General features: G+C 40.8%; 25 protein-coding genes and 1 riboswitch. Of the genes, 20 read left to right on the top strand and 5 right to left on the bottom strand.

Annotated features, from left to right (window positions below; all coding sequences use genetic code 11):
* Positions 1-96: 96 nt before the first annotated feature.
* The gene (locus tag NSQ49_RS09420; protein ID WP_159862306.1) at positions 97-387 is read right to left on the bottom strand and encodes a hypothetical protein; all 291 of its coding nucleotides are present in this window, start codon (positions 385-387) and stop codon (positions 97-99) included.
* A 156-nt stretch (positions 388-543) separates the two neighbouring features.
* On the opposite strand from NSQ49_RS09420, the gene NSQ49_RS09415 reads away from it, so the two are divergent.
* Together NSQ49_RS09415 and NSQ49_RS09410 are read left to right on the top strand one after the other, a co-directional pair.
* Positions 544-993, top strand: coding sequence for an NUDIX hydrolase (locus NSQ49_RS09415; protein WP_251283530.1), 450 nt, complete (start codon positions 544-546; stop codon positions 991-993).
* 134 nt (positions 994-1,127) lie between these two features.
* Positions 1,128-1,763 (top strand): lysozyme inhibitor LprI family protein, encoded by a 636-nt coding sequence (locus tag NSQ49_RS09410; protein WP_251283529.1) that lies wholly within the window; start codon positions 1,128-1,130, stop codon positions 1,761-1,763.
* A 292-nt stretch (positions 1,764-2,055) separates the two neighbouring features.
* Here the strand turns inward: NSQ49_RS09410 and NSQ49_RS09405 are convergent, their stop codons facing one another.
* Positions 2,056-2,589 carry a GNAT family N-acetyltransferase gene (locus tag NSQ49_RS09405; protein ID WP_251283528.1) on the bottom strand — a complete coding sequence of 178 codons (534 nt, stop codon included), beginning with the start codon at positions 2,587-2,589 and terminating at the stop codon, positions 2,056-2,058.
* A 350-nt stretch (positions 2,590-2,939) separates the two neighbouring features.
* On the opposite strand from NSQ49_RS09405, the gene NSQ49_RS09400 reads away from it, so the two are divergent.
* The 12 genes from NSQ49_RS09400 (at position 2,940) to modB (ending at position 16,045) form a co-directional block, all read left to right on the top strand.
* On the top strand, positions 2,940-3,893 hold the full coding sequence (locus NSQ49_RS09400) for an NAD(P)H-dependent flavin oxidoreductase (protein WP_251283527.1): 954 nt from the start codon (positions 2,940-2,942) through the stop codon (positions 3,891-3,893).
* Positions 3,894-4,100: 207 nt separating this feature from the next.
* On the top strand, positions 4,101-4,517 hold the full coding sequence (locus NSQ49_RS09395) for a DUF2500 domain-containing protein (protein ID WP_311315899.1): 417 nt from the start codon (positions 4,101-4,103) through the stop codon (positions 4,515-4,517).
* A 302-nt stretch (positions 4,518-4,819) separates the two neighbouring features.
* Positions 4,820-4,971: riboswitch (cyclic di-AMP (ydaO/yuaA leader) on the top strand.
* Between the two features lie 114 nt (positions 4,972-5,085).
* A complete protein-coding gene (locus tag NSQ49_RS09390; protein ID WP_159862301.1) occupies positions 5,086-6,348 on the top strand; it encodes a cation:dicarboxylate symporter family transporter in 1,263 nt (420 codons plus the stop codon).
* A gap of 273 nt (positions 6,349-6,621) precedes the next feature.
* Positions 6,622-7,188, top strand: coding sequence for a DUF4256 domain-containing protein (locus tag NSQ49_RS09385; protein ID WP_159862300.1), 567 nt, complete (start codon positions 6,622-6,624; stop codon positions 7,186-7,188).
* 565 nt (positions 7,189-7,753) lie between these two features.
* Positions 7,754-8,431 carry an N-acetylmannosamine-6-phosphate 2-epimerase gene (locus tag NSQ49_RS09380; RefSeq protein WP_251283591.1) on the top strand — a complete coding sequence of 226 codons (678 nt, stop codon included), beginning with the start codon at positions 7,754-7,756 and terminating at the stop codon, positions 8,429-8,431.
* A gap of 27 nt (positions 8,432-8,458) precedes the next feature.
* The gene (locus NSQ49_RS09375; protein WP_251283526.1) at positions 8,459-9,325 is read left to right on the top strand and encodes an N-acetylneuraminate lyase; all 867 of its coding nucleotides are present in this window, start codon (positions 8,459-8,461) and stop codon (positions 9,323-9,325) included.
* Between the two features lie 14 nt (positions 9,326-9,339).
* On the top strand, positions 9,340-10,839 hold the full coding sequence (locus NSQ49_RS09370; protein WP_251283525.1) for a sodium:solute symporter: 1,500 nt from the start codon (positions 9,340-9,342) through the stop codon (positions 10,837-10,839).
* A gap of 12 nt (positions 10,840-10,851) precedes the next feature.
* Positions 10,852-12,543: an FAD-binding protein gene (locus NSQ49_RS09365; protein WP_251283523.1), complete on the top strand. Its 1,692-nt coding sequence runs from the start codon at positions 10,852-10,854 to the stop codon at positions 12,541-12,543.
* A gap of 83 nt (positions 12,544-12,626) precedes the next feature.
* Positions 12,627-13,535, top strand: coding sequence for an ROK family protein (locus tag NSQ49_RS09360; protein WP_251283522.1), 909 nt, complete (start codon positions 12,627-12,629; stop codon positions 13,533-13,535).
* 13 nt (positions 13,536-13,548) lie between these two features.
* Positions 13,549-14,391: a MurR/RpiR family transcriptional regulator gene (locus tag NSQ49_RS09355; protein WP_251283521.1), complete on the top strand. Its 843-nt coding sequence runs from the start codon at positions 13,549-13,551 to the stop codon at positions 14,389-14,391.
* 183 nt (positions 14,392-14,574) lie between these two features.
* Positions 14,575-15,384 (top strand): molybdate ABC transporter substrate-binding protein, encoded by an 810-nt coding sequence (gene modA / locus NSQ49_RS09350; protein ID WP_159862299.1) that lies wholly within the window; start codon positions 14,575-14,577, stop codon positions 15,382-15,384.
* A gap of 4 nt (positions 15,385-15,388) precedes the next feature.
* Positions 15,389-16,045, top strand: coding sequence for a molybdate ABC transporter permease subunit (gene modB, locus NSQ49_RS09345; protein ID WP_159862298.1), 657 nt, complete (start codon positions 15,389-15,391; stop codon positions 16,043-16,045).
* Between the two features lie 110 nt (positions 16,046-16,155).
* Here modB and NSQ49_RS09340 read toward each other — a convergent pair whose 3' ends face one another.
* Together NSQ49_RS09340 and NSQ49_RS09335 are read right to left on the bottom strand one after the other, a co-directional pair.
* Positions 16,156-17,802, bottom strand: coding sequence for a hypothetical protein (locus NSQ49_RS09340; protein WP_251283520.1), 1,647 nt, complete (start codon positions 17,800-17,802; stop codon positions 16,156-16,158).
* Positions 17,803-17,804: 2 nt separating this feature from the next.
* Positions 17,805-18,584, bottom strand: coding sequence for an ABC transporter ATP-binding protein (locus NSQ49_RS09335; protein WP_251283519.1), 780 nt, complete (start codon positions 18,582-18,584; stop codon positions 17,805-17,807).
* A 172-nt stretch (positions 18,585-18,756) separates the two neighbouring features.
* Here NSQ49_RS09335 and NSQ49_RS09330 point away from each other — a divergent pair, with 172 nt between their 5' ends.
* The 3 genes from NSQ49_RS09330 (at position 18,757) to NSQ49_RS09320 (ending at position 20,661) form a co-directional block, all read left to right on the top strand.
* Positions 18,757-19,236, top strand: coding sequence for a GNAT family N-acetyltransferase (locus tag NSQ49_RS09330; RefSeq protein ID WP_251283517.1), 480 nt, complete (start codon positions 18,757-18,759; stop codon positions 19,234-19,236).
* Positions 19,237-19,260: 24 nt separating this feature from the next.
* Positions 19,261-19,641 carry a hotdog domain-containing protein gene (locus NSQ49_RS09325; RefSeq protein ID WP_159862294.1) on the top strand — a complete coding sequence of 127 codons (381 nt, stop codon included), beginning with the start codon at positions 19,261-19,263 and terminating at the stop codon, positions 19,639-19,641.
* Positions 19,642-19,767: 126 nt separating this feature from the next.
* Entirely contained in the window at positions 19,768-20,661 is an 894-nt protein-coding gene (locus NSQ49_RS09320) for a hypothetical protein (protein ID WP_159862293.1), read from the top strand.
* 79 nt (positions 20,662-20,740) lie between these two features.
* Here the strand turns inward: NSQ49_RS09320 and NSQ49_RS09315 are convergent, their stop codons facing one another.
* Positions 20,741-21,727, bottom strand: coding sequence for a DUF3231 family protein (locus NSQ49_RS09315; RefSeq protein WP_159862448.1), 987 nt, complete (start codon positions 21,725-21,727; stop codon positions 20,741-20,743).
* Between the two features lie 175 nt (positions 21,728-21,902).
* Between NSQ49_RS09315 and NSQ49_RS09310 the strand changes: the two genes are divergently transcribed.
* From NSQ49_RS09310 to NSQ49_RS09300, 3 genes are all read left to right on the top strand, one after another.
* Positions 21,903-22,181, top strand: coding sequence for an ArsR/SmtB family transcription factor (locus NSQ49_RS09310; RefSeq protein WP_159862447.1), 279 nt, complete (start codon positions 21,903-21,905; stop codon positions 22,179-22,181).
* Between the two features lie 63 nt (positions 22,182-22,244).
* Positions 22,245-22,628, top strand: a complete 384-nt coding sequence (locus tag NSQ49_RS09305; protein ID WP_251283590.1) for a VOC family protein — start codon at positions 22,245-22,247, stop codon at positions 22,626-22,628.
* 252 nt (positions 22,629-22,880) lie between these two features.
* Positions 22,881-23,681: a peptidoglycan-binding protein gene (locus NSQ49_RS09300; protein WP_159862292.1), complete on the top strand. Its 801-nt coding sequence runs from the start codon at positions 22,881-22,883 to the stop codon at positions 23,679-23,681.
* Positions 23,682-23,687 lie beyond the last annotated feature (6 nt).

Below are 23,687 nucleotides of genomic sequence, written 5' to 3'. Positions count from 1 at the left end.
TCGATATTGAATAAGGCAACGATTGTTATTAATAGGGAAATTCCTATAGCTTTTGATGTGTGTTTATTTTGAGTGCTCATAAAATTCTCCTTTCGTTTATCTTATTGTTTTATTTTTTCTCTCTAGAAGGATAGGTGTTATATTCAACAGGATTGAAACCGCTGTTAATACCCACAATGCTTTTTCCATAGCAGGAACCACATCCATTAATGCTCCCCAATCTTCTCCATCCACCCAATTGGCCACAGTGCTGTGCTCTGCACATAGTGTCAGGGCAGTGAAGGATAATCCTATTGCCAGTGCCAGTTTATAATCTTTTCCTGCTTTATACTTATAAAGGTTCATGATCGTTGCAGCTATGGCAATGAATCCAAATATAATCCACATATATTCCGTCCTTGAATGTTTTAAATACCATTTTATGAAATGCTGAAAAGCGTGCCCTCCACCCATTTATATTAACATAAAATTCCAAAAATAATAAAGGATTTATTTCCAAATTGGCGAATAGTCTTAGGGAAGTCTTAAGTATAGGAGATTGTTATGGGGTATGTTATGGATTTAAGAAAGATAGTTGGAAGCCGTCCTCTTGTAATTACTGGAGCGAGTGTCATCATTTTGGATAAGAATAATAGACTATTATTACAGTTAAGGAAGGATAATAACTGCTGGGGGCTGGCGGGAGGTTCTCTGGAGCCCGGTGAAACACTGGAAGATGTGGCAAAGAGAGAGATGCTTGAAGAAACAGGGCTAACAGCGAAAGACCTGCAATTGTTTAATATCTATTCAGGTGAAGAGTTTTACTATAAATACCCTCACGGTGATGAAGTATATAATGTCGTTGCCGCCTATATCTGCAATAACTTTGATGGAGAACTTGATATAGGTGAAGATGAGGTAAGCGAATTGCGATTTTTTCATGTTCAGGAGATTCCCTCGAATATTAGTCCTCCTGACCAAAGAGTGATTAAGGATTATGTTCAATCTATCTAGAAAGGAGTTCCGAAGCGGAGCTCCTTTTTTCGTCCTTGATTTTTAATTGGGATAATTTTCTATAAAAAATGATAAGATTGGTTTGGACGAATGAATACAGACATTTTTTCAAAAAGAGAAAGGGAGTTAGAACATTGAAAAACAATAAAAGGTTTTTGGCAGTACTGTTAACAGTAGCCTTGTCAGGAGTATTGGCTGCTTGTGGGAACTCATCTGAAGTATCGAGCAGTGAGCCAACCAGTAACAGCTCTGTTCAAGAAGAAGATATCGAAACAACGGAAAAGGAGCCTAAAGGATCACAGGGAATGGAGGAAGAAAAATCTGACGGCAGCAGTAATACTGCACAGTCCCATGACAAAGACAATTCAGCTGAAGCCTCAAATGATGTTGATGCAGTTGATAAAAATGAAAGTCCCGGGAGCAGTAAAGATGAATATCTTAAGAAGCTAAACAAAATGGAAGAAGCGGACAGAAACGCAGAAGCCAAGACAACGACCACAGAAATGGTGGAACAGGAGGAAGAAAGATATAGAACGTGGGTTGACGAATTAAACAAAATCTATGGGTTGCTGGAAGAACAGCTTGAAAATGATCAGATGGATCAACTAAGAGAAGAACAGCGAAAATGGGTCCAGCAAAGAGATGAAACGGCTAAAAATTCTTTCCTAAAATATAAAGGGGGTTCAATGGAGCAATTAGAATATGTGGCTGCCCTGGCAAGTCTGACAAGAGAAAGGTGTTATTTGTTAGTTGCGAAGTATATGAAGTAGGGTACAGCTTTTTTTAGGCCGTTTTCGCAAAGTTTGTTGGTATTTATATAATATTTACTGAGTTGATTATAGTGGAAGGTGCGAGACTCCTACGGGAGTAGCAGGACAGGTGAGACCCCACAGACGCGCAGCGTCGAGGAGGCTCACCGCCCGCCCCGTGGAAAGCGAGCATCCTCTCGCTGCAATCAGCGGACAACATTGATAAGCGAAAAACAACAATTTATTCGAAAAGAGCCTTAGTAAAGAAAAAGCTATCTCCAGATATTTAAATAGAGATAGCTTGTATTTGTTTTTACTCTGAAAAGGCTTTTGAATACCGGACTGTACCAGCTGAATTTTTGAGAGCATTATCCGTCAATTCGAGAGCCATGAATGCTTCGTCAGGCACTTCGAAGGGGGCTTTGATATTCCAAAGACTGGCCGGTTTAAAGCCAAACTTAGGATAGAAATCTTTATGGCCCAGAACAATTACAGAATGATAACCGGCTTCTTTGGCCGTGTTAAGTGCAGTACGAATTAATTGGCTCCCGATGCCTTTCCCTTGAAAACCGGGAGCAACAGAAACAGGGGCAAGTGCAAGAGAATCTGCCTCTCTTTCACCATCCAATATTTTAATTTTGGATAAGAGAATATGACCCGCAATCTCTTTAGCCGGAGCGGCTGCGACTAAAGAAAGCTCCGGAATGAAAGCTTCGGAACTCCTTAGCCTTTTGACAAGGTAATGTTCTTTTTTATCGCTGTATTCTTCATTTAAAAAAGCTTCTTTTACCATTTCTTCAGTCGAATGATAGTCTGACGGGAGTTCTTGACGAATTAAGATATCCATTTATAGTCTCCTGTTCTTTATGTGATGATAAAGTTTCAATATAAATGGCACTTTCTCATGCTGTTATGCAGCCAGAAAGTGTTTCTCCTCCAGCTCTACACATAAGTTCAACAAACAAAAACCTCCAATTTGAGATGCTTTCATTTTATTAAGATAGGCTGCAGCGGTCAACTGTATCAGCTCTATGTTTATAGTCAGAAGCAGTCTTTGCAAATTCATGAACATTCTGTGAATACCGTAAAAATACAACCTGATTTTAGTACCAGGTATTATGTTTATCACTATTCAATTAACTCCATTCGCACAATAATGGAGAAGAAATAAATTGGCGATGAAATGGGGTAGTTCTTTTGAAATTTCCACAATTAACAATCGGTCATATGACACCCGAGTTTCCCATTATGCAAGGTGGAATGGGCGTAGGGATTTCGTTAAGCGGCTTGGCATCCGCTGTGGCGAATGCCGGGGGGATTGGCATTATTTCAGGAACAGGCATTAGCATAGAAGAGTTAAGGCTGCACATACGAAAGGCCAGGGCATCTATCAAGGGTGAGGGCTATATTGGGGTGAATGTTCTATTTGCCATGAATGATTTCGCTGAAAAAATGAAAGCCGCCATTGAGGAGAAGGTGGATTTCATTATTTCAGGTGCAGGAATATCAAGGGATATGTACAATTGGGGCAAAGAATCCGGTACACCGGTCATTTCGATTGTGTCATCTGCAAGGCTGGCTAAAATGTCAGAAAGGCTGGGGGCTTCTGCTGTTGTCGTAGAAGGCAATGAGGCAGGAGGACATTTAGGCACCGAAAGGCCATTATTTGATATTTTACCGGAAGTTGTGGAAGCTGTTAAAATCCCTGTCATTGCAGCGGGGGGGATTTTGACAGGAGAAGATATGGCGCATGCCATTCGCTTCGGTGCTTCCGGTGTTCAAATGGGAACACGGTTTGTCGCAAGTCATGAATGTGATGCACCTTTATCTTTCAAGGAAAAATATGTACATGCCCAACAGGAAGATATCGTTATGGTGAAAACTACCGTAGGATTGGAAGGCCGTGCCATTAAGAACCACTTTACGGAACAAATATCTGACAATAAAAAGGTGAAAATCAAGAAATGCATCGATTGCCTGAAAAACTGCTCATACCGCTTTTGCACTATGGATTCCCTGGTCACATCCATGGAAGGGGATTGTGAGAATGGTCTCGTATTTGCGGGGGCAAGAGTCCATGACATTACCGAGATTCTGCCTGTTGAGACAATCATTCATAATATCACAAGGGAATATGAAGCGTGTGTTTAATTTTAAAAGGCAGTTTTGTCCCCGGACGAGACTGTCCTTTCTCATTCGGCAGATAGTTTTGCTGGACTTATGGCGGGATTTAATATGTTTTCCATTTTGTTTGCGTGATACTACATCAATTCATTTGCATATTCTCTTATAACGGTTCCTTCAATAACTTTGTGAAACTGTTTTGTACGTTATAGATTAAAAAGGGGTGTGTGTTGAATGATGTCTGATCCATTCTTTATGGATGATGTTCTGTTTCAAGTGGTTCCTGTTTTTATTGGCATCGTTTTTATTATTGTTTTTGGCAGTATTTTATTTTCAATTTTTAAAGGGATTGGGCAGTGGAAGAAAAACGAAGAGTCCCCAAATTTAAAAGTGCCGGCTATGATTACTTCAAAACGAGCAGATGTATCCAGAAGCTCAACTATTCATCATGATAACCATCACCACCATTCTTCCAGTACCCGCACACGGTATTTTGTCACATTCGAATTTGAAAGCGGGGACCGTCTGGAGCTCCATGTTTCCGGGAAGGAATATGGTTTGCTTTCAGAAGGAGATATTGGAAAATTAAATTTTCAGGGTACCCGTTTTTTAGGTTTTGAGAGGAATAGGGTAAATAAAAGGGACGCATAAGCAGAACAAGTGGGGGCAGCATACTAAAAAATTTTGGTCAAAATTGTCTTTTCCGAAACAGTAAGAAAAAGTGCAGATAGTGGTATGTAAGCAAGATATAACCTTAACAAAAGTTTACAAATTCCTTCATTTTTCTTAAAACAAAGATGTTAATTTAGTTCTAGCGGGGATAGCAGGGGTGGCTATCATGGCACTTGGCGCAGGTGGAGCCAAGTGCTTTTTGGTTTAGAAATGAACTTAAGTTCTGCCAACCGGGAATACTTAACTATTTACAAAAATTATCTTGGGATAATATAATGATTTAGTGTTCTATGCTTAATCTTATTTTAAGAACGGGGGACCCATTATTTACGGCGGAGTTTCCGCATGGGGTGAATCCAGTAAAATGGAAGGGCTTACCGTTTCCATAGTCCTAACCCGAAAGCTAACCTCGTCAGCGTTTAAAGGAAACATAAAAACTATATGAATTAGGAGAATTGACAATCGTCGATTTTCTTTTTTATGGAGTTAAGCTTTGTTTCCCTTGCCTGAGCAGCATGTTAATACAAAAAGGAAGGTAGGGTAATTGATGAAAAAATTTAAATTAAGTTTAGCCACTCAAATCTTTATTGGCCTTGTTTTGGGGATTGTGGTTGGCGGAATTTTTTACGGTAATGAATCGGCGCAAAGTTTCTTACAGCCCTTTGGTGATGTGTTCATCCGTTTAATTAAAATGATTGTGGTTCCTATTGTACTATCCACAATTATCGTTGCCATTGCTGGTGTAGGAGATATTAAATCCGTTGGTAAGCTTGGCGGTAAATCATTGGCCTATTTTATCGGTATGACATTGGTTGCCATTGTAGTAGGCTTAGTTGCCGGAAACCTGTTACAGCCTGGTGCAGGCCTGAATATGGACAGCCTGCAGCAAAGTGACATTTCAAATTATGTCGAAACCAATAAAGAGCAGGAAGGCAAGTCTGTAGCGGATACGTTTTTGCATATTGTGCCTACTAACCCTGTACAAGCCATGGTTGAAGGCGATATGCTGGCAATTATCTTCTTTGCTGTTGTATTTGGACTTGGAATTGCAGCCATTGGAGATCTGGGAAAGCCAGTTCTGAGATTTTTTGAAGGTACGGCTAAGGCGATGTTCTATGTAACTAACCTATTTATGAAGTATGCGCCGATCGGGGTATTTGCCTTAATTGGTGTCACGATTTCCAAGTACGGTTTCGCCTCACTGATTCCATTAGGCAAGCTTGCGCTCACTGTATATGGAGCTATGATTTTCTTTGTTCTTGTTGTACTGGGAGTGATGGCGAAAATTGTCGGGTTCAGCATCTTTAAATTATTAAAGATGATCAAAGAAGAATTAATTTTGGCATTTTCCACAGCAAGCTCAGAAACCGTTCTTCCTAGAATCATGGACAAAATGGAGAAAGCGGGAAGCCCGAAACATATTGCTTCATTCGTTATTCCAACAGGCTACTCTTTTAACCTGGATGGATCTGTTTTATATCAGGCGATTGCCTCTTTATTTATTGCCCAAATGTTTGGGATCGAATTAAGCATCGGACAGCAAATTACGTTAATGTTAGTGCTGATGGTTACATCGAAAGGGATGGCGGGCGTACCTGGCGTATCCTTTGTTGTGCTTTTGGCAACATTCAGCACCATTGGATTGCCTGCAGAAGGCCTGGCTTTTATTGCGGGAATTGACCGTATCCTTGACATGGGCCGCACAGCGGTTAACGTAGTAGGGAACTCACTGGCAGCAATTGTTATTGCGAAGTGGGAAGGGCAATTTAACCCACCAGCTGAAAAAAGATTTGAACAGCAAGCTTCATAATAGATTAGAAAACACTAACAAATGTATTCGTTTGTTAGTGTTTTTTTTATGGAGCGAGATAGTTCGGGGCCGGACACATGAACGGGAAATCGTCGGGGCAGAGTTGGAAGAGGTTCATGTCCGGACTCAAAAAGAGGAAACCGGCGATTTAGAGTCCGAAGTCAGAGCAGATTCAAGAGGTAATAGGTGAAAAGAAATCCGGTTCCGGCTTTTATCTACTAGCCATTTAGGGTCATAATTATATTATAATGGAGAAAAAAAGGAGGAACTCAAATGGCAAAGGGAAGTAAGGAACTTTCACCAGAACAGAAGGATGTATTGCTGCAAACATTGAAAGCCCGTTTTGAGAAGAATATGCACAGGCATGAAGGGCTCGACTGGGAGGATGTTGAAGCTAAGCTTGAGGCTAATCCTGAAAAAATGTGGTCACTGAATGAAATGGAGGAAACGGGCGGCGAACCGGATGTTGCCGGGTATGATGAACAGGCGGCTGAATACATATTTTATGATTGTGCAGCAGAAAGTCCAAAAGGCCGCAGGAGTGTTTGTTACGATCGTGAAGCACTGGAGGCAAGGAAAAAGCATAAGCCGGAAAACAGTGCGATGGATATGGCAGCTGCCATGGGCATTGAACTTTTAACAGAAGAGCAATACCGGGAGCTCCAGGAGCTTGAAGCTTTTGATAAGAAGACATCGAGCTGGGTACAGACACCCGCTCATATTAGAAAACTTGGCGGGGCTCTCTTCTGTGACCGCCGCTACGACTCGGTCTTTGTGTATCACAATGGAGCCGACTCCTACTATGCTGCAAGGGGATTCCGAGGCTCGCTGAGGGTGTAGGTTCAGTGAAAAACTAAGTAAAAAGAGAAAGGGTCAGTAGGCACTTATATTGATTGAGGCGTTAATCCGGGAAGGGATTAACGCTATTTTTGTAGAACTGCCTTGATAATACTGATAATGGGGAAGTAAGATGAAGACCATTATTAAGGCTGATATTGAAGATTTAGGCAACATTGTAAATATAGACAGTTAGGTTATGGGTAAACAAGCAGCCGAGATTATACTTAACAATGAAGGAGGGCATTGTATTAATGTGAAAGTCAGAGCGGTATAGTTGAAAATTTAGTTGTAGGAGATCCTGAAATCATTTATTACAAATTAAAATTGATTCTAATGCAAGATTCCTTATAAATATGAATCTTGCATTTTTTTGTTTGACTGGGATTCTACAGGATATAAATTCTATTTATTTTGATAATAAACTGTCATTTTTTTAAATAAAATTGACAATAAAATATCACGGTGGTATAGTGGCGATATGAAAACGTTTTCTAATCATTTTCTTGTGTGCGGGGATGATTGCCATTATGGAAGCATCAAAGGAATGACAGGCAGGAGAGGTATTATGGATGTATTAGATAAGATAAAAGGCAGATTAATAGTTTCGTGTCAGGCCCTTGAAGATGAGCCGCTTCATGATTCATATATTATGAGTAAGATGGCTTTTGCAGCAAAGCTAGGAGGGGCTTGCGGAATTAGAGCAAACAGCGTGAAAGATATCCGTGCAATCAAGAAGGAGGTCGATCTTCCCACCATTGGGATTATTAAAAAAGATTATCCCGGCAGCGGAGTGTATATTACGGCAACGGAAAAAGAAGTAGATGACCTGTATCAGGAAGGTGTGGATATCATTGCTTTTGATGCAACAAAGCAAGTCCGTCCGGATGGAAAAAGTTTTCAGGGATTTTTTGCAGAAGTGAAAGCCAGGTACCCGGACCAGCTGTTTATGGCTGATATTTCTACATTAGAAGAAGCGCTTGAAGCTGAAAAAGCCGGAGTTGATATTGTGGCAACCACTTTAGCAGGATATACTCCCTATTCGGAAGGAGTTGTTCCTTTGGAATTACTGGAACAAGTAATATCCAATGTTTCAGTTCCTGTTATAGCGGAAGGAAATATGGATACACCGGAAAAAGCAAAAAGGGCTATTGAATTAGGAGCTCATGCAGTTGTTGTAGGAAGTGCCATTACACGTCCGAAATTAATTACAGAGAAATTTGCAAAAGCTATACAAAATTACTAGGGAAAATAAGAAATGAGGGTGCTCGAGATGAAAGGAATTTTTACAGCGTTGATGTGTTCATTTGATGAAAACGGAAGGGTGAACGAAAAGGGATTAAGGGAGATTGTTCGTTACAATATCGTAATTTCAAAGGTAGATGGCCTGTATGTCAATGGCAGTACAGGTGAGAACTTTCTGATTTCCACTGAACAAAAAAAGCAAATCTTTGAAATTGTAAAAGATGAAGCTAAAGATCAGGTTAAGTTGATTGCTCAGGTAGGTTCATTAAATATTGATGAAGCAGTAGAATTAGCACAATTTGCAACAGAATTAGGCTATGATGCTATCTCTGCTGTTACACCTTTCTACTATAAGTTTGATTTCCAGGAGATTAAAGATTATTATTACACCATTTTAGAAAGCGTTAACAACAAAATGATCATCTATTCTATCCCAGCCTTAACGGGGGTTAGCATGAATCTTGAACAATTTGGAGAGCTTTTTGAAAATGAAAAAGTAATCGGCGTGAAATTTACAGCACCTGATTTCTTCTTACTGGAAAGACTGCGCCATGCTTATCCTGATAAGCTCATTTATTCCGGATTTGATGAAATGCTGCTTTCTGCTACTGTCCTGAATGTAGACGGAGCGATTGGCAGTACGTTTAATGTAAATGGACAGCGTGCCAAGCAAATTTTTGAATTGGCACAAAAAGGCCAAATAAAAGAAGCAAGGGAGCTTCAAAAGGTAACCAATGATTTAATCGGAGATATTTTAGATAATGGCTTATACCAGACGATTAAAGAGATCCTGAAGACACAAGGCGTTGATGCAGGTGTATGCAGGAAGCCGATGAAAGCGCTTGAAGAGGATAAAGTTCAACGCGCGAAAATGATTGCGGAGAAATATCTGTAAAATCAGGGGGGTAAATGATGACTGGATCTTTTGCTGTAATTGATTACGTTATATTATTTGCCTACCTATTGTTCATTCTTTGGGTAGGGATTGCAGTTGCCAAAAAAGAAATGCAGGGAAAAGAGTTCTTCAAAGGGGATGGCTCTATTCCGTGGTGGGTGACATCTGTCAGCTTATTTGCAACCTTATTGAGTCCGATTTCATTCTTATCCTTAGCCGGAAATTCCTATTTAGGATCATGGGAGCTGTGGTTTGCACAATTAGGTTTATTTATTGCCGTGCCAATCGCGATTTATTATTTCCTGCCGGTTTACCGGAAATTAAATTTAGATACAGCTTACGAATATTTAGAGCGGCGATTTGATACAAAGCTGCGCGTCATTGGAAGCCTTCTTTTTATCGTCTATCAGATTGGGCGCATGTCCATTATTATGTATCTGCCGGCGTTAGCATTAGCGGCTGTTACAGGCATCAATGCTGTACTGATCGTATTATTCATGGGTGTAGTGGCAACCATCTATTCAGCCTTTGGAGGAATTAAATCAGTACTTTGGACAGACTTCATCCAGGGTGTTGTCTTAATCGGCGGAGGTATTTTTGCCCTAATTATGCTGATGTTCTCCATTGATGGCGGATTTGGAGAAGTGGTCCGTGTCGGTACGCAAGACGGGAAATTCTTTACGGATACACCATTCTTCGATCCGAACTTTGTCAATAACAGTGTTCTTCTTCTTATTTTTGGCGCCGGGATTTCAACTGCATTCTCATATATTTCAAGTCAGGACATGGTTCAGCGTTATTTAACAACTACTGACTTAAAAGAAATGAATAAAATGACTTATTTAAATGGTATCCTGTCACTTGGTACGGCAACATTATTCTTTTTTATCGGAACAGCTTTATATACATTTTATACGCAGCAGGCAGGTGCGATGCCGGAAGGTAAAGCCGACCTGATTTTTGCCAACTTTATTGTGGCTGAGCTGCCTGCAGGAATTTCAGGCTTGCTGATTGCCGGATTATTCGCTGCGGGACAATCAACACTTTCAACCGGCTTGAACAGTGTGGCGACAAGCTGGACATTGGATATTCAGAAAGTTCTTAAACCAAATATGAGTGATGAAAAAAGCACCAAAATGGCGCGTAATGTATCCACAATTGTAGGCATTTTCTCCATTGCTTTTGCTATTGTCCTGATTTACACAGATGTTGGAGATGCTTATTCCTGGTTTAATGGATTGATGGGATTGGTATTGGGTATCATCGGAGGTACCTTCACGCTTGGAGTCATGACGAAAAGAGCAAACGCCAAAGGGGCCATCTGCGGTTTCTTCGCAACAGCAGCCCTTGCAGTCTATGTGTCTTATTTTACGGATATTACTTTATGGGCCTATTCCATCATTAATTTAATTGCTTCTATCGTGTTCGGTTATGTCTTTAGCTTATCATTCAATCAAAAAAGCAAAGCTGAAGATGAAGATCTGACATACTATGATAGAAAAAAAACAGCGTAAAATGGTGAGACTATGTTTCAAATAAAAAAGAAAATAAAGACGGATGTCTTAGTGGCCGGAAGCGGGCTGGCCGGGATAAAAGTAAGCAAAGAGCTTGCAGATCAACAGGCCGATGTATTGATGGTGACAAAAATGCAGGTAGGTTCAGGTTCAAGCTTTTTTCCGCTGAAAGCCTCCCTTGGAACTCAGGTGACAAAAGATCATGAAGATGAATCGATATTTCTTGAAGATATTGAAAGCTTGAGCCATGGCATGCATGGGCGGGATTTAGCTGAGGTGTATGTAAAAGAAATTCCGAAGCGTGTAAAGGAATATCAGGAGATTGGTGTGAAGGCGAAAAAGCTGGAAGGAGAGCGTAAAGCCTGTTTCGCTGAACATGAACGGGATATCTATTTATTAAGTGACTGGGATCAGATTCGCGAAAATGTGAGAACTATTTTTGCAGAGTATGAAAACCTGTCTATCCTGGAAAAGACAATCGTCCTTACTTTGCTGAAGAAAGATGACCGTGTGGCGGGAGCCATACTTTTAGATGAGAATAATGACCTCGTTATGGTGGAATGCAAATTTGTCATTTTAGCAACGGGCGGATTCGGCAGTATTTTTCAGCATAACTTAAATCCCAATGATGTGGATGGCTCCGGCCATATCCTGGCTGTCGAAGCAGGGACCCGTCTTGTAAACATGGAATATATTCAATTCATTCCAGGCATTACGGCTCCGAAATATAAAACCCTCTTTGGGGAACATACATTAATGTATTGTGATGATATAGTCGATGAAGCAGGGAGCAGCTTACTGGATTCTATGCTGCCTGAGGAGATGTCGAAGCAGGAATGTCTGCAGATCAGGAGCACACACGGTCCGTTTACCCATTCACTTGATTCGAAGTATGTTGATATCGCGATGATGAAAAACATCATCGTGAATCGGAATGACCGCGGATTCAGGCTTTTTTATCGGTCCGAGTTATATGAAAATGGGGAAGAGTTCTACACGGTCTATTTAAATTGGCTGAAAGAGAGAAATATTGATCTTTTTGAGAATGAAATTCGTATTGCCCCATTTGCCCATGCCAGCAACGGTGGGGTTTATATTGACACGTATGGCAGAACCGGTGTGAACGGATTATATGCCATTGGTGAGCTGTCCTGCAATATTGAGGGAGCGAACCGATTGGGAGGAAATTCGACTGGCGCCTGCATGGTATTTGGCAAAAGGGCTGCCGCAGATTGTGTCAGGTATATCGAAACACAAAGCCGTGAGGAAATTTCTGAACCTGAAGCATTGAAACAGATCGAGAACATGTTTGGCGTTCAGGTGCAAACAAAAGGTCCTGTTATAGATATGGAGAAAAAAGTTCATCAGGCTATTGAATCGATCAAAAAACTCATGTGGTATCATGGGAATGTCGTGCGCAATAAGGACAGTCTATTAAAAGCATTAGAAACCATCAGAAAGCTCGAGTCAGAGCTTGATTTAGGTAGATTGTTCGAACAGCAGGCAACCCGAAAGCTGACAATTAAGGCACGAAACTTCTTCAAGCTTTCGCAAATCCTCCTTGAGGCCATGCTGGAACGAAAAGAAAGCAGAGGCGCACATTTTCGTGAGGATTATCCGGAAGAACGTGAAGAATATAATAAAAGATTGTTTATTTCCATGAAAGATGATGGAGCATTGGAGTATCGCTTTCTAAATGAATAGGGAGTAGCCTTGATGCTCATAGGTGGAGGGGAAAACCTGGTATGGGTTTTCTCTTTTTTCAATTGTAAGGGAGGAGCACAAACATGCAGCTTGGAGTTATTGATATTGGCGGAACATCTATAAAATATGGCATCGCTTCAGACGCAGGAGAGCTTTTTAGTCTTGATTCCATCCCGGCTGAGGCTTATAAGGGCGGTCCTTTAATAGTAGAAAAAGTGAAGATGATCTGTGATATGTTGTTGAAACAGGCAAGAGTCGAGGGCATTGCCATCAGCTCAGCAGGGCAGATAGATAACCAGAATGGAACCGTGGTGCATGCAACGGATAATATTCCGGGATATACCGGTACAGGTCTGGCTGAGGTTATTTCAAAACATACCGGATTGCCGGTTACGGTCGAAAACGATGTGAATTGCACAGCATTAGGTGAATATTGGCAAGGTGCAGCTAAAGATATGGATGATTTTCTCTGTGTAACTATTGGCACGGGGATTGGCGGTGCGTTATTCTTAAATGGTAAGCTATACACAGGAGCCAATTTTTCAGCCGGGGAAATCGGGCATATCAATCTGTACCCAAATGGGAAGCCCTGCACCTGCGGTAACAATGGCTGTTATGAAAGGTATGCTTCCAGTTCAGCCCTATCAGAGCTAGTGGAGGAAAGAATGGGTGTGAACCTTCCATTAGAGAAGTTTTTCGAGCTTGCCAGAGAGGGAAGTAAGGAAGCTAATAACCTATTTGTACAGTGGGCAGATGATGTGGCGACAGGCATTCAGAGCCTTGTTCATATTTTTAACCCCGAGCTTGTACTGATTGGCGGCGGAATTTCTGCACAAGGAGACTTTTTATTGGAAGAGATACAATCGTCTTTAGCGAAGAAAGTAATGCAAAACCACTGGAAGTCGCTTCGGATGAGAATTGCCGCACATGAAAACAAAGCCAATTTATTAGGAGCAGCCAAGCACTTTTTGGACATGAACAGGAAAAGCTAGCAGAGGGGTTACTATGGAAACAAATAGAAAAATGACAGGGCTGAAGCCTACTATATTAATGGAACAGCATAAACACAACTTTACTAAATCCGACCATAGAATTCATGAATATATTTTAACGAATACAGACAAGGTGTTATACCATTCATTAACGGAATTATCGGAAGCAATAGGAGCTGCAGAGGCTACAGTTCTGCGTTTCTTCAGAAAGCTGGGCTTTAAAGGCTTCCAGGATTTTAAATTTTCGCTCGCGCAAGAGGTATCTGGTAATTCCAGTCAGACGGGTGACGAGACCTATATTGAACGCATCCGCACAAACATGGTACATGCCATTGAAGATACATATAATATGCTGAATAATCAAGCTCTTGAAAACAGCATCGAAGCGATAGTCCGTTCCAGGGATGTAGTGATATTTGGCATAGGCTCTTCCGGAATTGCCGGGCTTGATATGCAAAATCGCCTCATGAGAATAGGAAAACATGTTGATGTCGTCACAGATCCTCACTTCCAGGTAATGAGGGCGACCTCCCTGGATGAACATTCCGTTGTGATTGCCATAAGTTTAACAGGCAGCACAAAGGATATTGTCGACACCGTTAATATAGCCAATGAAAAGAAAGCTACTGTGATTGTATTAACAAACTATGTGAAATCACCTTTGGCCAAATACGCGGATTATATTTTACTGACCTCTGTAAAGGAAAGCCCGTTAGACAGCGGTTCATTAGTAGCCAAAATTACACAGCTTTATTTAATCGATCTTATCTGCACGGGGATCACCATGAAAAACTATGAACAAGCTTCAAAAGTGAAAATGGAAATATCTGAGAATATCAGTAATAAGCTGTACTAAAGCAAGCCAATGCTGGTTCAATTATTTTTATAAGGAAGGCCCTTGTGCCTTCTTTTTTTCCAGCCCTAAAAATGGAGTTTTTTCACTGTTTTTCCCAGAGGTATTGTCACAATGTCCTTACCGCTGATATCCAGGGCATTAGCAGTTATAATCAGATATAACTAATTGGAAAGGGGGGGCATAATGAAAAAGAATTCCCTGTTATTTCTTTCATCAATGGTCCTTTTTTTATTATTGGCCGGATGTTCAAACAGTGGCCAGTCTAAAAATACAGAAGAAGTGAAGCAGGATGAAGCTGAAGAGAAAGTGGAATTGACGATTTCAGCAGCAGCAAGCCTGCAGGATGCCCTATCAGATATCAAAGCAAGCTTTGAAAAAGAACACCCTAATGTGCATGTAAACTTTAACTTTGGAGCTTCAGGCTCACTTCAGCAGCAAATTTCGCAGGGAGCACCCGCTGATCTGTTCTTTTCAGCTTCAGAGGATAAGTTTGATCAATTAGTAAAGGATGGACTGATGGAAGAAAAGAATGGAATTGATTTGGTCGGGAATCAGCTTGTTTTAGTGGTGCCCAAGGATTCAGCGGCGAAAATCAAATCGTTTCAAGATCTGTCAAAAGCAGATAGGTTGTCCATCGGTACACCGGAGTCGGTTCCTGCGGGGAAATATTCTAAGGAATCATTAAAAAACATGAATATTTGGAACGGCCTCAAAGAAAAAGTGGTGTATGCCAAAGACGTCCGTCAAGTCCTTACATATGTAGAGACCAATAATGTGGATGCCGGAATTGTCTATAAAACAGATGCACTCATTTCTGACAATGTGGATATTGTGGACACAGCAGATGAAAATACTCATGGTCCTATTATTTATCCTTTGGGTGTAATTAAGGATACGAGTCATCCGGAGGAAGCTAAGCTTTTTTATGATTTTCTTCAAAACGAAGAATCAATGAGTATATTTGAAGAGTATGGATTTAAAGGGCTGAAATAAGGATATGGCTACTGATTTTTGGTCACCAGTCTTATTATCTGCTGAAGTTGCAGCTGTATCAGGAGTATTGGCAATTATTTTGGGCGTTATCATAGGAAAGAGCATGGCGAATAAAAGATTTAAAGGGAAAGCCATCGCTGAGACCGCCTTTCTTTTGCCGTTAGTATTACCCCCATCTGTTGTAGGATTTTTGCTGATTGTTATTTTTGGAAGAAATAGTTTTGCAGGCCGGTTCATTGAGCTTATCTTTAAACAGCCAATTATGTTTACATGGTGGGCTGCTGTTATTGCTTCGACGGTTGTCGCCTTTCCACTTATGTATCAGTCTGCCAAGACAGGCTTTGAAGCGATTGATCGTGACATTGAAAATGCCGCTAGGGTAGATGGGGCGAATGCCTTTCAGTTATTCACGAATATCACGATCCCCCTTTCCTATAAGGCTATTATTTCAGGCGGCATACTGAGCTTTGCCAGAGCCCTGGGGGAATTCGGTGCGACTTTAATGTTTGCCGGCAATATCCCTGGAAAAACACAAACGATTCCAACTGCTATTTATGTAGCCATTGATTCAGGCAATATGGAGATGGCCTGGCTATGGGTGGCGTGTATGATAGGAATATCTTTTATCATGCTGGTTTTTGTTCAGCTGATTAAAACATAAGAAGACATCCTGTTGAAGGATGTCTATTTTTAGTTGCTCCAGTTGAATGCAAAAAGAGCAAAGCCTATAATGGCGGCGTAATTTTTGAAACTGTAATAGCATGTCTGGCATCATCCTTTGATAATCCGCTCCCAAGAAACATTGAAAGCCGGCCTCCAAATAGTCACGAGACAAATGAAGCCAATCCCCAAATATAGATAAATCCCATATGGCAGGAAAGTGCTGGCGAAATGCAGGCCGGCAAATAAAGCTGCCAAAAACATCAATCCAAAGATAATGGCAGTGCTGCCGTTTTGGTTGTAGTCATCAAAAGACTCCGAGAAGGGCAGGGCTTTCTTTAATGCCATAAAACAAATAACTGCATATAGACAGGCACTAATAAATAAGGCGATAAGGTCCGGCAGAATCCTTGCTCCGAACAGGAAAAGAAATAGAACACTAAGAAGAAGGTAGACAGGCAGATATAACTTGAAGATAAATGCCTTGATGGTACCGCTGAATACCGGATTCAGCTGTTTGAGCGGAGCAACCCGGTAGACAAAGGCACCCTTATATTTTCCTGAATACTTTAGAAGAATCATGATGGTCGGAATAGTGATCAAGCTAAAGTATATCGTTAAATAGGACTTGCTGTCTGATAATTGGCCGAAGTCATCCCTGAGAACATTCATAATAAAAATAAACGGAATCACAATGGAAAAACCAAGGGATGGATAGGCCTTTAGTTTAAAGTCCCGTTCATTTTTCATCATGCTGCCGGCAAAGCGGAAAAAGGCTCTCTCCTCGGGCGAGCGGCAAATGAGGCTAAGAAGCATTTCCCCTGCTTTTCTCCGCCTTGGTTCTTTGGCTTTTCCATGATAAGCAAGCTTTTGCAGGTTCTGCTCAAAGGTGCCTGTAAATTTCAGATATATCCAGATAGACAGGATGGGAGTGAGGATTGCTAATGCTGAGAAGAGGAGATAAAATGGCTCGAAACGACCCTTCATCAGCATTTCCATATTAGCCCCAAACCACATCGGAAAAATGAATACCTGCCACCACTTTGGCTGAAGTGAAATCGTTAAGTTAATAAACTCAAAGGAGCGAATCAGCAATTGATAGCCTACCATGATCATCAGAGACAGCCCGATTTGAACATAGTTGATGATATCTTTTAATTTTTCCCCATCAAAAAACCGCAAAATCGATAGATAGATGAGCGCAGTTAAGCCAACAACCAATAGGTCGATCAGGATGATGTGAACAGCAGCCACTAGAAAAAATAAGATTCCATTCTTGAAAAGTCCCACGATTAAGGGAATTCCCGCAAGTGCTATAGTAAGGAAAAAAAGATAAATCGTTACATGGACCATTTTTGCCGTGCTGATTGTTTTTCGGCTGACCGGCTTTGGAAACAGGATATTCCGATCTCGGATATCCAATAAAACCGAAGAGAAATCGGAAATTATGGAGGTCATGACAAAAAAGGTGAACACCCCATAAAAAAGGCTCATCTGGAAAAGATAATTGTCCCCAATAAGCACAAATGGAATTAAAAACAGGCCAAACAAAACGTAAATCCATAAAGATTTTATATACTGATTGTTCTTTTCTTTGTTATCTTTTTTGGCATTCTGTGAGAAAATGGTGGGCACACGCCGCCCATCCATCGTCAGCTTTACCTGCAGGAGTCTCCTCATAACCTTGTAATCTACTCCAAAGCTGGTAAAAATCCGCTCAAAACGATCCAATAGTTTAAGAGTGCGATAGTTCTGCATCCCTACATCTCCCTTACAGCCGACACAAATCGGGCTCCAAGTTCCTTATGTTCACTGAATCCCGTAAGCTGGTTGAAGATCTGTTCGAGTGAACCTTCCGTATTTTGCTGCTTTAGCTCTTCAAAAGTACCGTCTGCTGCGATTCTTCCATCATGCAGGAGAATAATGCGGCTGCTTATTTTTTCGACCACATCCATGATATGTGATGAATAAAAGATCGTTTTTCCCTGTTCGGCCAGCTGGGCCATGATTTCTTTAAATATCATGACACTATTTGCATCCAGGCCATTGATGGGTTCATCGAAAAACAGAAGTTCCGGATTATGCAGCAGGCTAGAAATAATGAGCAGCTTTTGGCGCATTCCTTTTGAATAAGAAGCGATCCGTGAATGATAGACTTCCCCTATGCCGAATAGCTCCATCAGATTTTTTGCCTTGCTGCTGGCAAGATCAGCATCAAGACCATACAACTCGCCAACAAAGGTTAAGTATTCCTGGCCGGTTAAATTATCGTATACTTCAGCGATTTCCGGAACATATCCAATTTTTCTTTTATACTCGATATCTTTATCGGATATATCCTTGCCAAAGATTTTGACTTGTCCTGAATAGTCATCATCAATGCCAAGCATGATTTTGACAGTAGTGCTCTTTCCAGCGCCATTCGGACCGATATACCCGATGATTTCCCCGCGTTTTACCCCAAAAGAAACACCGTTGAGCACTGACTTCGAACCATAGCTCTTTCTCAGATCATTAATTTCTAATATAACGTCCTCCATACCCTTGACCCCATTTCCAAAAATATACCATTAAAACTATTCTAACATTAGAGCACTTTTTTGCTAAAGGGAAATTGGTTTAATTTTCTAAGTGAAATGGAATAAAAAGGTTGTTAACTGGAGGGCCATTTAAGATAATTAATATTGAATTTATAAAATTAAGGTGGCTAAAATGAATATTTTCACAGTTGAGGATGTACCGAAAGATAAGATAATAAAGTTTTTTAAGCTGCATTGGGGGAGCACGGAAATGGTTATTTCCAGCGGCATCTATGATTGCAGTGTATTAGATGGATTTGCTGTTCTAAATGAAGAAGATAAAATCATTGGCTTAATTACTTACATAATTAAAGATATGGAATGTGAAATTATATCTTTAGACAGTACGGAAGAAGGCAAGGGGATTGGAACAACGTTAGTTCAGGAAGTCGAGTATTTTGCTAAAAAGAAAAATTGTAAAATCATTAAACTTATAACTACAAATGATAATTTATTAGCTTTAAAGTTTTATCAAAAACGGGGATTTATCATGTCCAGAATTATTCATAATGCCGTGATGGAAGCAAGAAAGATAAAACCCGGTATACCCTTTATTGGGTACGATGGTATCCCGATCAGAGATGAAATTGAAATGGAAAAGGTTTTGAACTAAAAACAAATATTGAGGGAGATTTTTATGCCATTAAAAGTTGGAGAGGTCATTTCGTTTGAACGGACCTTTACAAAGAGGGATGTTGAATTATTTACAGGGATATCGGGGGATGCAGGTATTCACCATATAACACCGGATGAACAGGGGAGGCTTGTGGTACAAGGATTATTGACGGCGACTCTGCCGACCAAGATAGGCGGTGACGCAAACGTGCTGGCCCGTACGATGAACTTTGAGTTTTTGAGACCTGTATTTACAGGAGATACCATTCTTTGTGAAGTCACGATCGATAGGTATGAAGAGAAAGATTCAAATAGAATGGCTATTGCTGCATCATTCCTTTGTATAAACCAGAATAAGAAACAAGTACTAAGAGGGAATTTCGCAGGGGTGATATTAAATTAAATAGTACATATATGGAGCAGCTGCCGGGCAGGGCAGCCTTTTCTTTTTGAGCTAAAGAATAGTGATTTTGAAAAATATGGAACTTTCGGCGGTGAAATTCGTAATAGTAGAAAGAGGGGGGATGACATGGTCTGGTTACTTTTGCTTATAGTGATTATCTGGTCTATTTTATGTCTGCGAAAAAAGCTTTCACTTAAATTCGGCTTATCTCCGAAGTCATTAGACATAAAACCGGTTAAAGGGTTGAAAAAGCTAAGTGATCATCTGGAGAAGTCCCTTAGCAGCAGTTATATGGGAAACGTTGAAGAGAGGGTAAGGAAAGAAGTTAAGCTTAAAGAAAATGAGTACAGCTGGCGTCTGCTGGATTTAAAACGCTACTTTATTATGACTTCTCTTTTAAAAGAGTCCCCTATGTTCAGCGAAAAAGTCGACGGCCTGTGGCATCAGATGCTCATGTTTACCCGTGAGTATGATGACTTTTCAAAAAAATATTTGGGAAGCACTCTTCATCATAGTCCAAATCTAAAAAAGTCGCCTGAACCTGATCTGCGAGGATTTTTTGATTGGGTGTATGGTGAGCTCTTTTTCATTAGACAGGAAAATATCCATATTTATAAGGGGTTTTACAGATTCCCTGTACCCCAAAATATAATTGATGATTTTAAGAATTTGCCGGAAAATGAATTAGCAGACCTCTATTTTAAGAGAGATAGCCAATATATAAATACGGTGCTCGCGCTTGTTTCTGCCATGAAAAAATCGGCAAAGAAAGTAAAAAGCTATGAAAGAAAGGTCATACAAGAAATGATGAGAAAAAGAAAAGAACAGCAAAACTATAACGCCATGCTCGTTCCTTTTTTATCTGTTTCCTATTTTCATTATGACGAATTTGCCAGTTACATGAAGATCAGCAGCAAGATTTCATCAAGCTGTACAAGCTGCGGTTCGGGCAGCTCCTGCAGTTCCTGCAGCTCCTCATCCTGCAGCTCATGCTCAAGCTGCGGCGGGGGTGGAGATTAATAAAGAAGAGCCGGGCTGGAACTGTGAGAGGCCAGCACGGCTCACCAGCCGGTAAACCACACGCAAATGAGGGGATAACTTATTCACCCTTTGCCAGTTCTTTTCGATTGGGAGCAAGCGGCGGCTGTTCTAGCCACTTTTTCTTCACCATTATTCCGAACCATTTTCTGGTGATTCCCAATGATTTCAGGATTGCTTTTTCATAAGTTAATGCCAGGTCTGTCCGCATGGATCCTGCCAGGCCCGTCCCGTAATATACTTGTGCAGTTTGAACCAGAAAACCCATGTGATAAAGCATTAATTTATCGGAAAATGGAGAGTCTTTTGATGTTGTCACTTCTGTTTCCAAAGACTTTGGCACTGGCAGGTTATCCTCGTGCAAGATTTTTGACAGGGCCTGCAGGTTTTCATCGGCTGCTTCTTCCAGCTCCTCAAAAAACTTCCTAATATCCTTCGATCCTGTAACTTGACTGAATCCGATGGAAAGAGCTTTTGCCATAATTCCTTTTTTAATGTTAAGAGAAATGCTGATGATTTCTGTGGAAGATAGAACTCTGCCTTTTCCAAAGATTCCATCCGTAAAATCTTTTGAGGTAATAATTTCAGGGCTCACGTTTGGATAAAAATAGGGATCCCGCTGAAAAACACCTTTCTTCAGCAGCAGCTCAATAGTTAACTCATACATATTTTTTGCATCGTCCACACATGAACTGTAAAACTCCCTTAAGTCCTTTCTGACCGAAACACTTAATGCGGTTGTATGCCCCAGCAAACCATGTATCGTCATAATATGTAAGTAATTTAAGCAGAATATGTCAGAAAACAATTTGCCTGCATTTTCATTGAGGTCGGACTCTGTAAACCCATTGGGCACCGGAAAGCCATCCTTCACAATGAAGGAAACAAGCTGCTTCTTTTGCTTTTTCCATGTCTTGATGGCAGTTTCAAAAACTTGTTTTGTTTCTTCGTCTTCTATTATAGAATTCATATACTTATTTACGATATCGGTCATTGTTCCGTTTACATACTCCCCCCATAGTGTACCTATTTCGGAAGATGTAAGCATTATATTATCCTTTTCCAATTGTTCTCACCTCTTCAATATTTTTTACTAATTAAGAATGATGTATGCAGTCCTCTGGATTTAACCTTTTAGACTTGTTCCGGTACTGTACATTTATTGGGCAACTTTAGGGTTGCGTGTATTGACAAGTAACCCTGTGGTTGCTTATACTCATATTATGAATTGGGACAGAGACATTATATTCAAAGCTCTTGGTGATTCGACTCGGCGGCTTATATTGGACGAACTGTCCGAGCGCAAAGAGATGACGCTGTATGAACTGACTGCTCGTCTCATTATGAAGCACAGCCTGTCCATTTCCCGGCAGGCAATAGCTAAGCATCTTTCTGTATTGGAAGATGCAAAGCTTATTAGATCCGAACGAAAGGGAAAATATCGGGTAATTATTTTTAATAACCAGCCACTGAAGAATTTGCTGAAAGGATGGTTAGAGTAATTTACTAAATGGAGTGCCGGCTGGCTTGCACCCATTACAAATATCAAGGGAGGCAAAAACATGTTGAAGGTTGTAGTTACAAGCATTTTCGTCCAGGATCAGGATAAGGCATTAAAATTTTATACAGAAACGCTCGGGTTTGTTAAAAAGCATGACATTCCAGTCGGAGAACACAGGTGGATTGCCCTTGTTTCTCCTGAAGACCAGGACGGTACGGAGGTATTGCTCGAACCTAATGTACATCCGGCAGCAAAAGATTACCAAAGGAAGATATTTGCGGATGGAATTCCGGCCACTATGTTTGGCGTAGAAGATGTTCATGAAGAATATAACCGATTAGTAAACCAAGGCGTGAAGTTTACGATTGAGCCGACAGTAATGGGTGATGTCACATTGGCTGTCTTTGATGATACATGCGGCAACCTTATTCAAATAGTGCAGAGCTAGCCTTTTGAGGAAAAAGAAATTTTTGGGTTAGATTGGTACATGGATATATGGAAATAGCTCAAATTGCTGAAGCTAAAGGTCTTCAGCTCCTTTTGATACTGTTGGGTATTATATGCGCAGACAAAATAGAACACATTATTACAAGAAAATGGATGATTGAGGGCCGAACGTTGTGATTCTGTTTTCAATACACGAATAATGTCTAATCCTCTCGAATTCTTTTATGTAAAAAGAAATTGGGGAGGATTTTTTATGTTAAAGAGATTTAGGAACATGCTGGTGGTATTTGCAGCTGTGGCTCTCATGCTGGCAGCTCCTTCATTTACAGAAGCAGCGCTTGGGGACCGGACACTTGCAAATGGATCATCAGGATCTGATGTGGCCGAATTGCAGGATTACCTGATGACAAAAGGGGTATTCCCGTATCATACATCGACAGGATATTATGGAAGCATCACAGTTGAAGCTATTAAGGATTTTCAGCGTAAGCGCAATTTGAAGGCTGATGGGATTGCCGGACCGCAAACGAATCACGCACTAAAAGTGCTGAGATATGGGGACATCGGAAAGCAAGTCATTCAAATTCAATATCAATTAAAACAAACAGGCCACTATAAATCGAATTTAGATGGTATTTATGGAAATGGCACAGTGAGCGCCGTCAAAAGTTTTCAAAAACAGCAGGGCTTACCGGCTGATGGAATTGCGGGATCTAAGACACGAGCCGCACTTGATCGTAAGGCAAAGCGCGGGACAGCGGCAGGCAAAACATTGACTGTACAAAGCACAGCCTATACAGCGAGCTGTGAAGGCTGTTCAGGTGTGACGAGAATGGGACTGGATCTAAAAAAATATCCTGATGCAAAAGTGATTGCGGTTGATCCGAGTGTCATTCCGCTGGGCTCTATTGTTAAAATCGAAGGTTATGGAACTGCAATAGCAGCAGACATAGGCGGCGGCATCAATGGAAATTCAATCGACGTGTTCATTCCTAACAAGGGGGATGCCCTTGAGTGGGGGAGAAAAAGCGTACGTGTGGAAATAGTAGAATAATTTAAA

The sequence above is a fragment of the Cytobacillus sp. FSL R5-0377 genome (genome assembly GCF_038004385.1).
Taxonomy (GTDB): Bacteria; Bacillota; Bacilli; order Bacillales; family Cytobacillaceae; genus Cytobacillus.
Note: the sequence above shows the minus strand (reverse complement) of the source record. Positions and strands in the feature narration are given on the sequence as shown.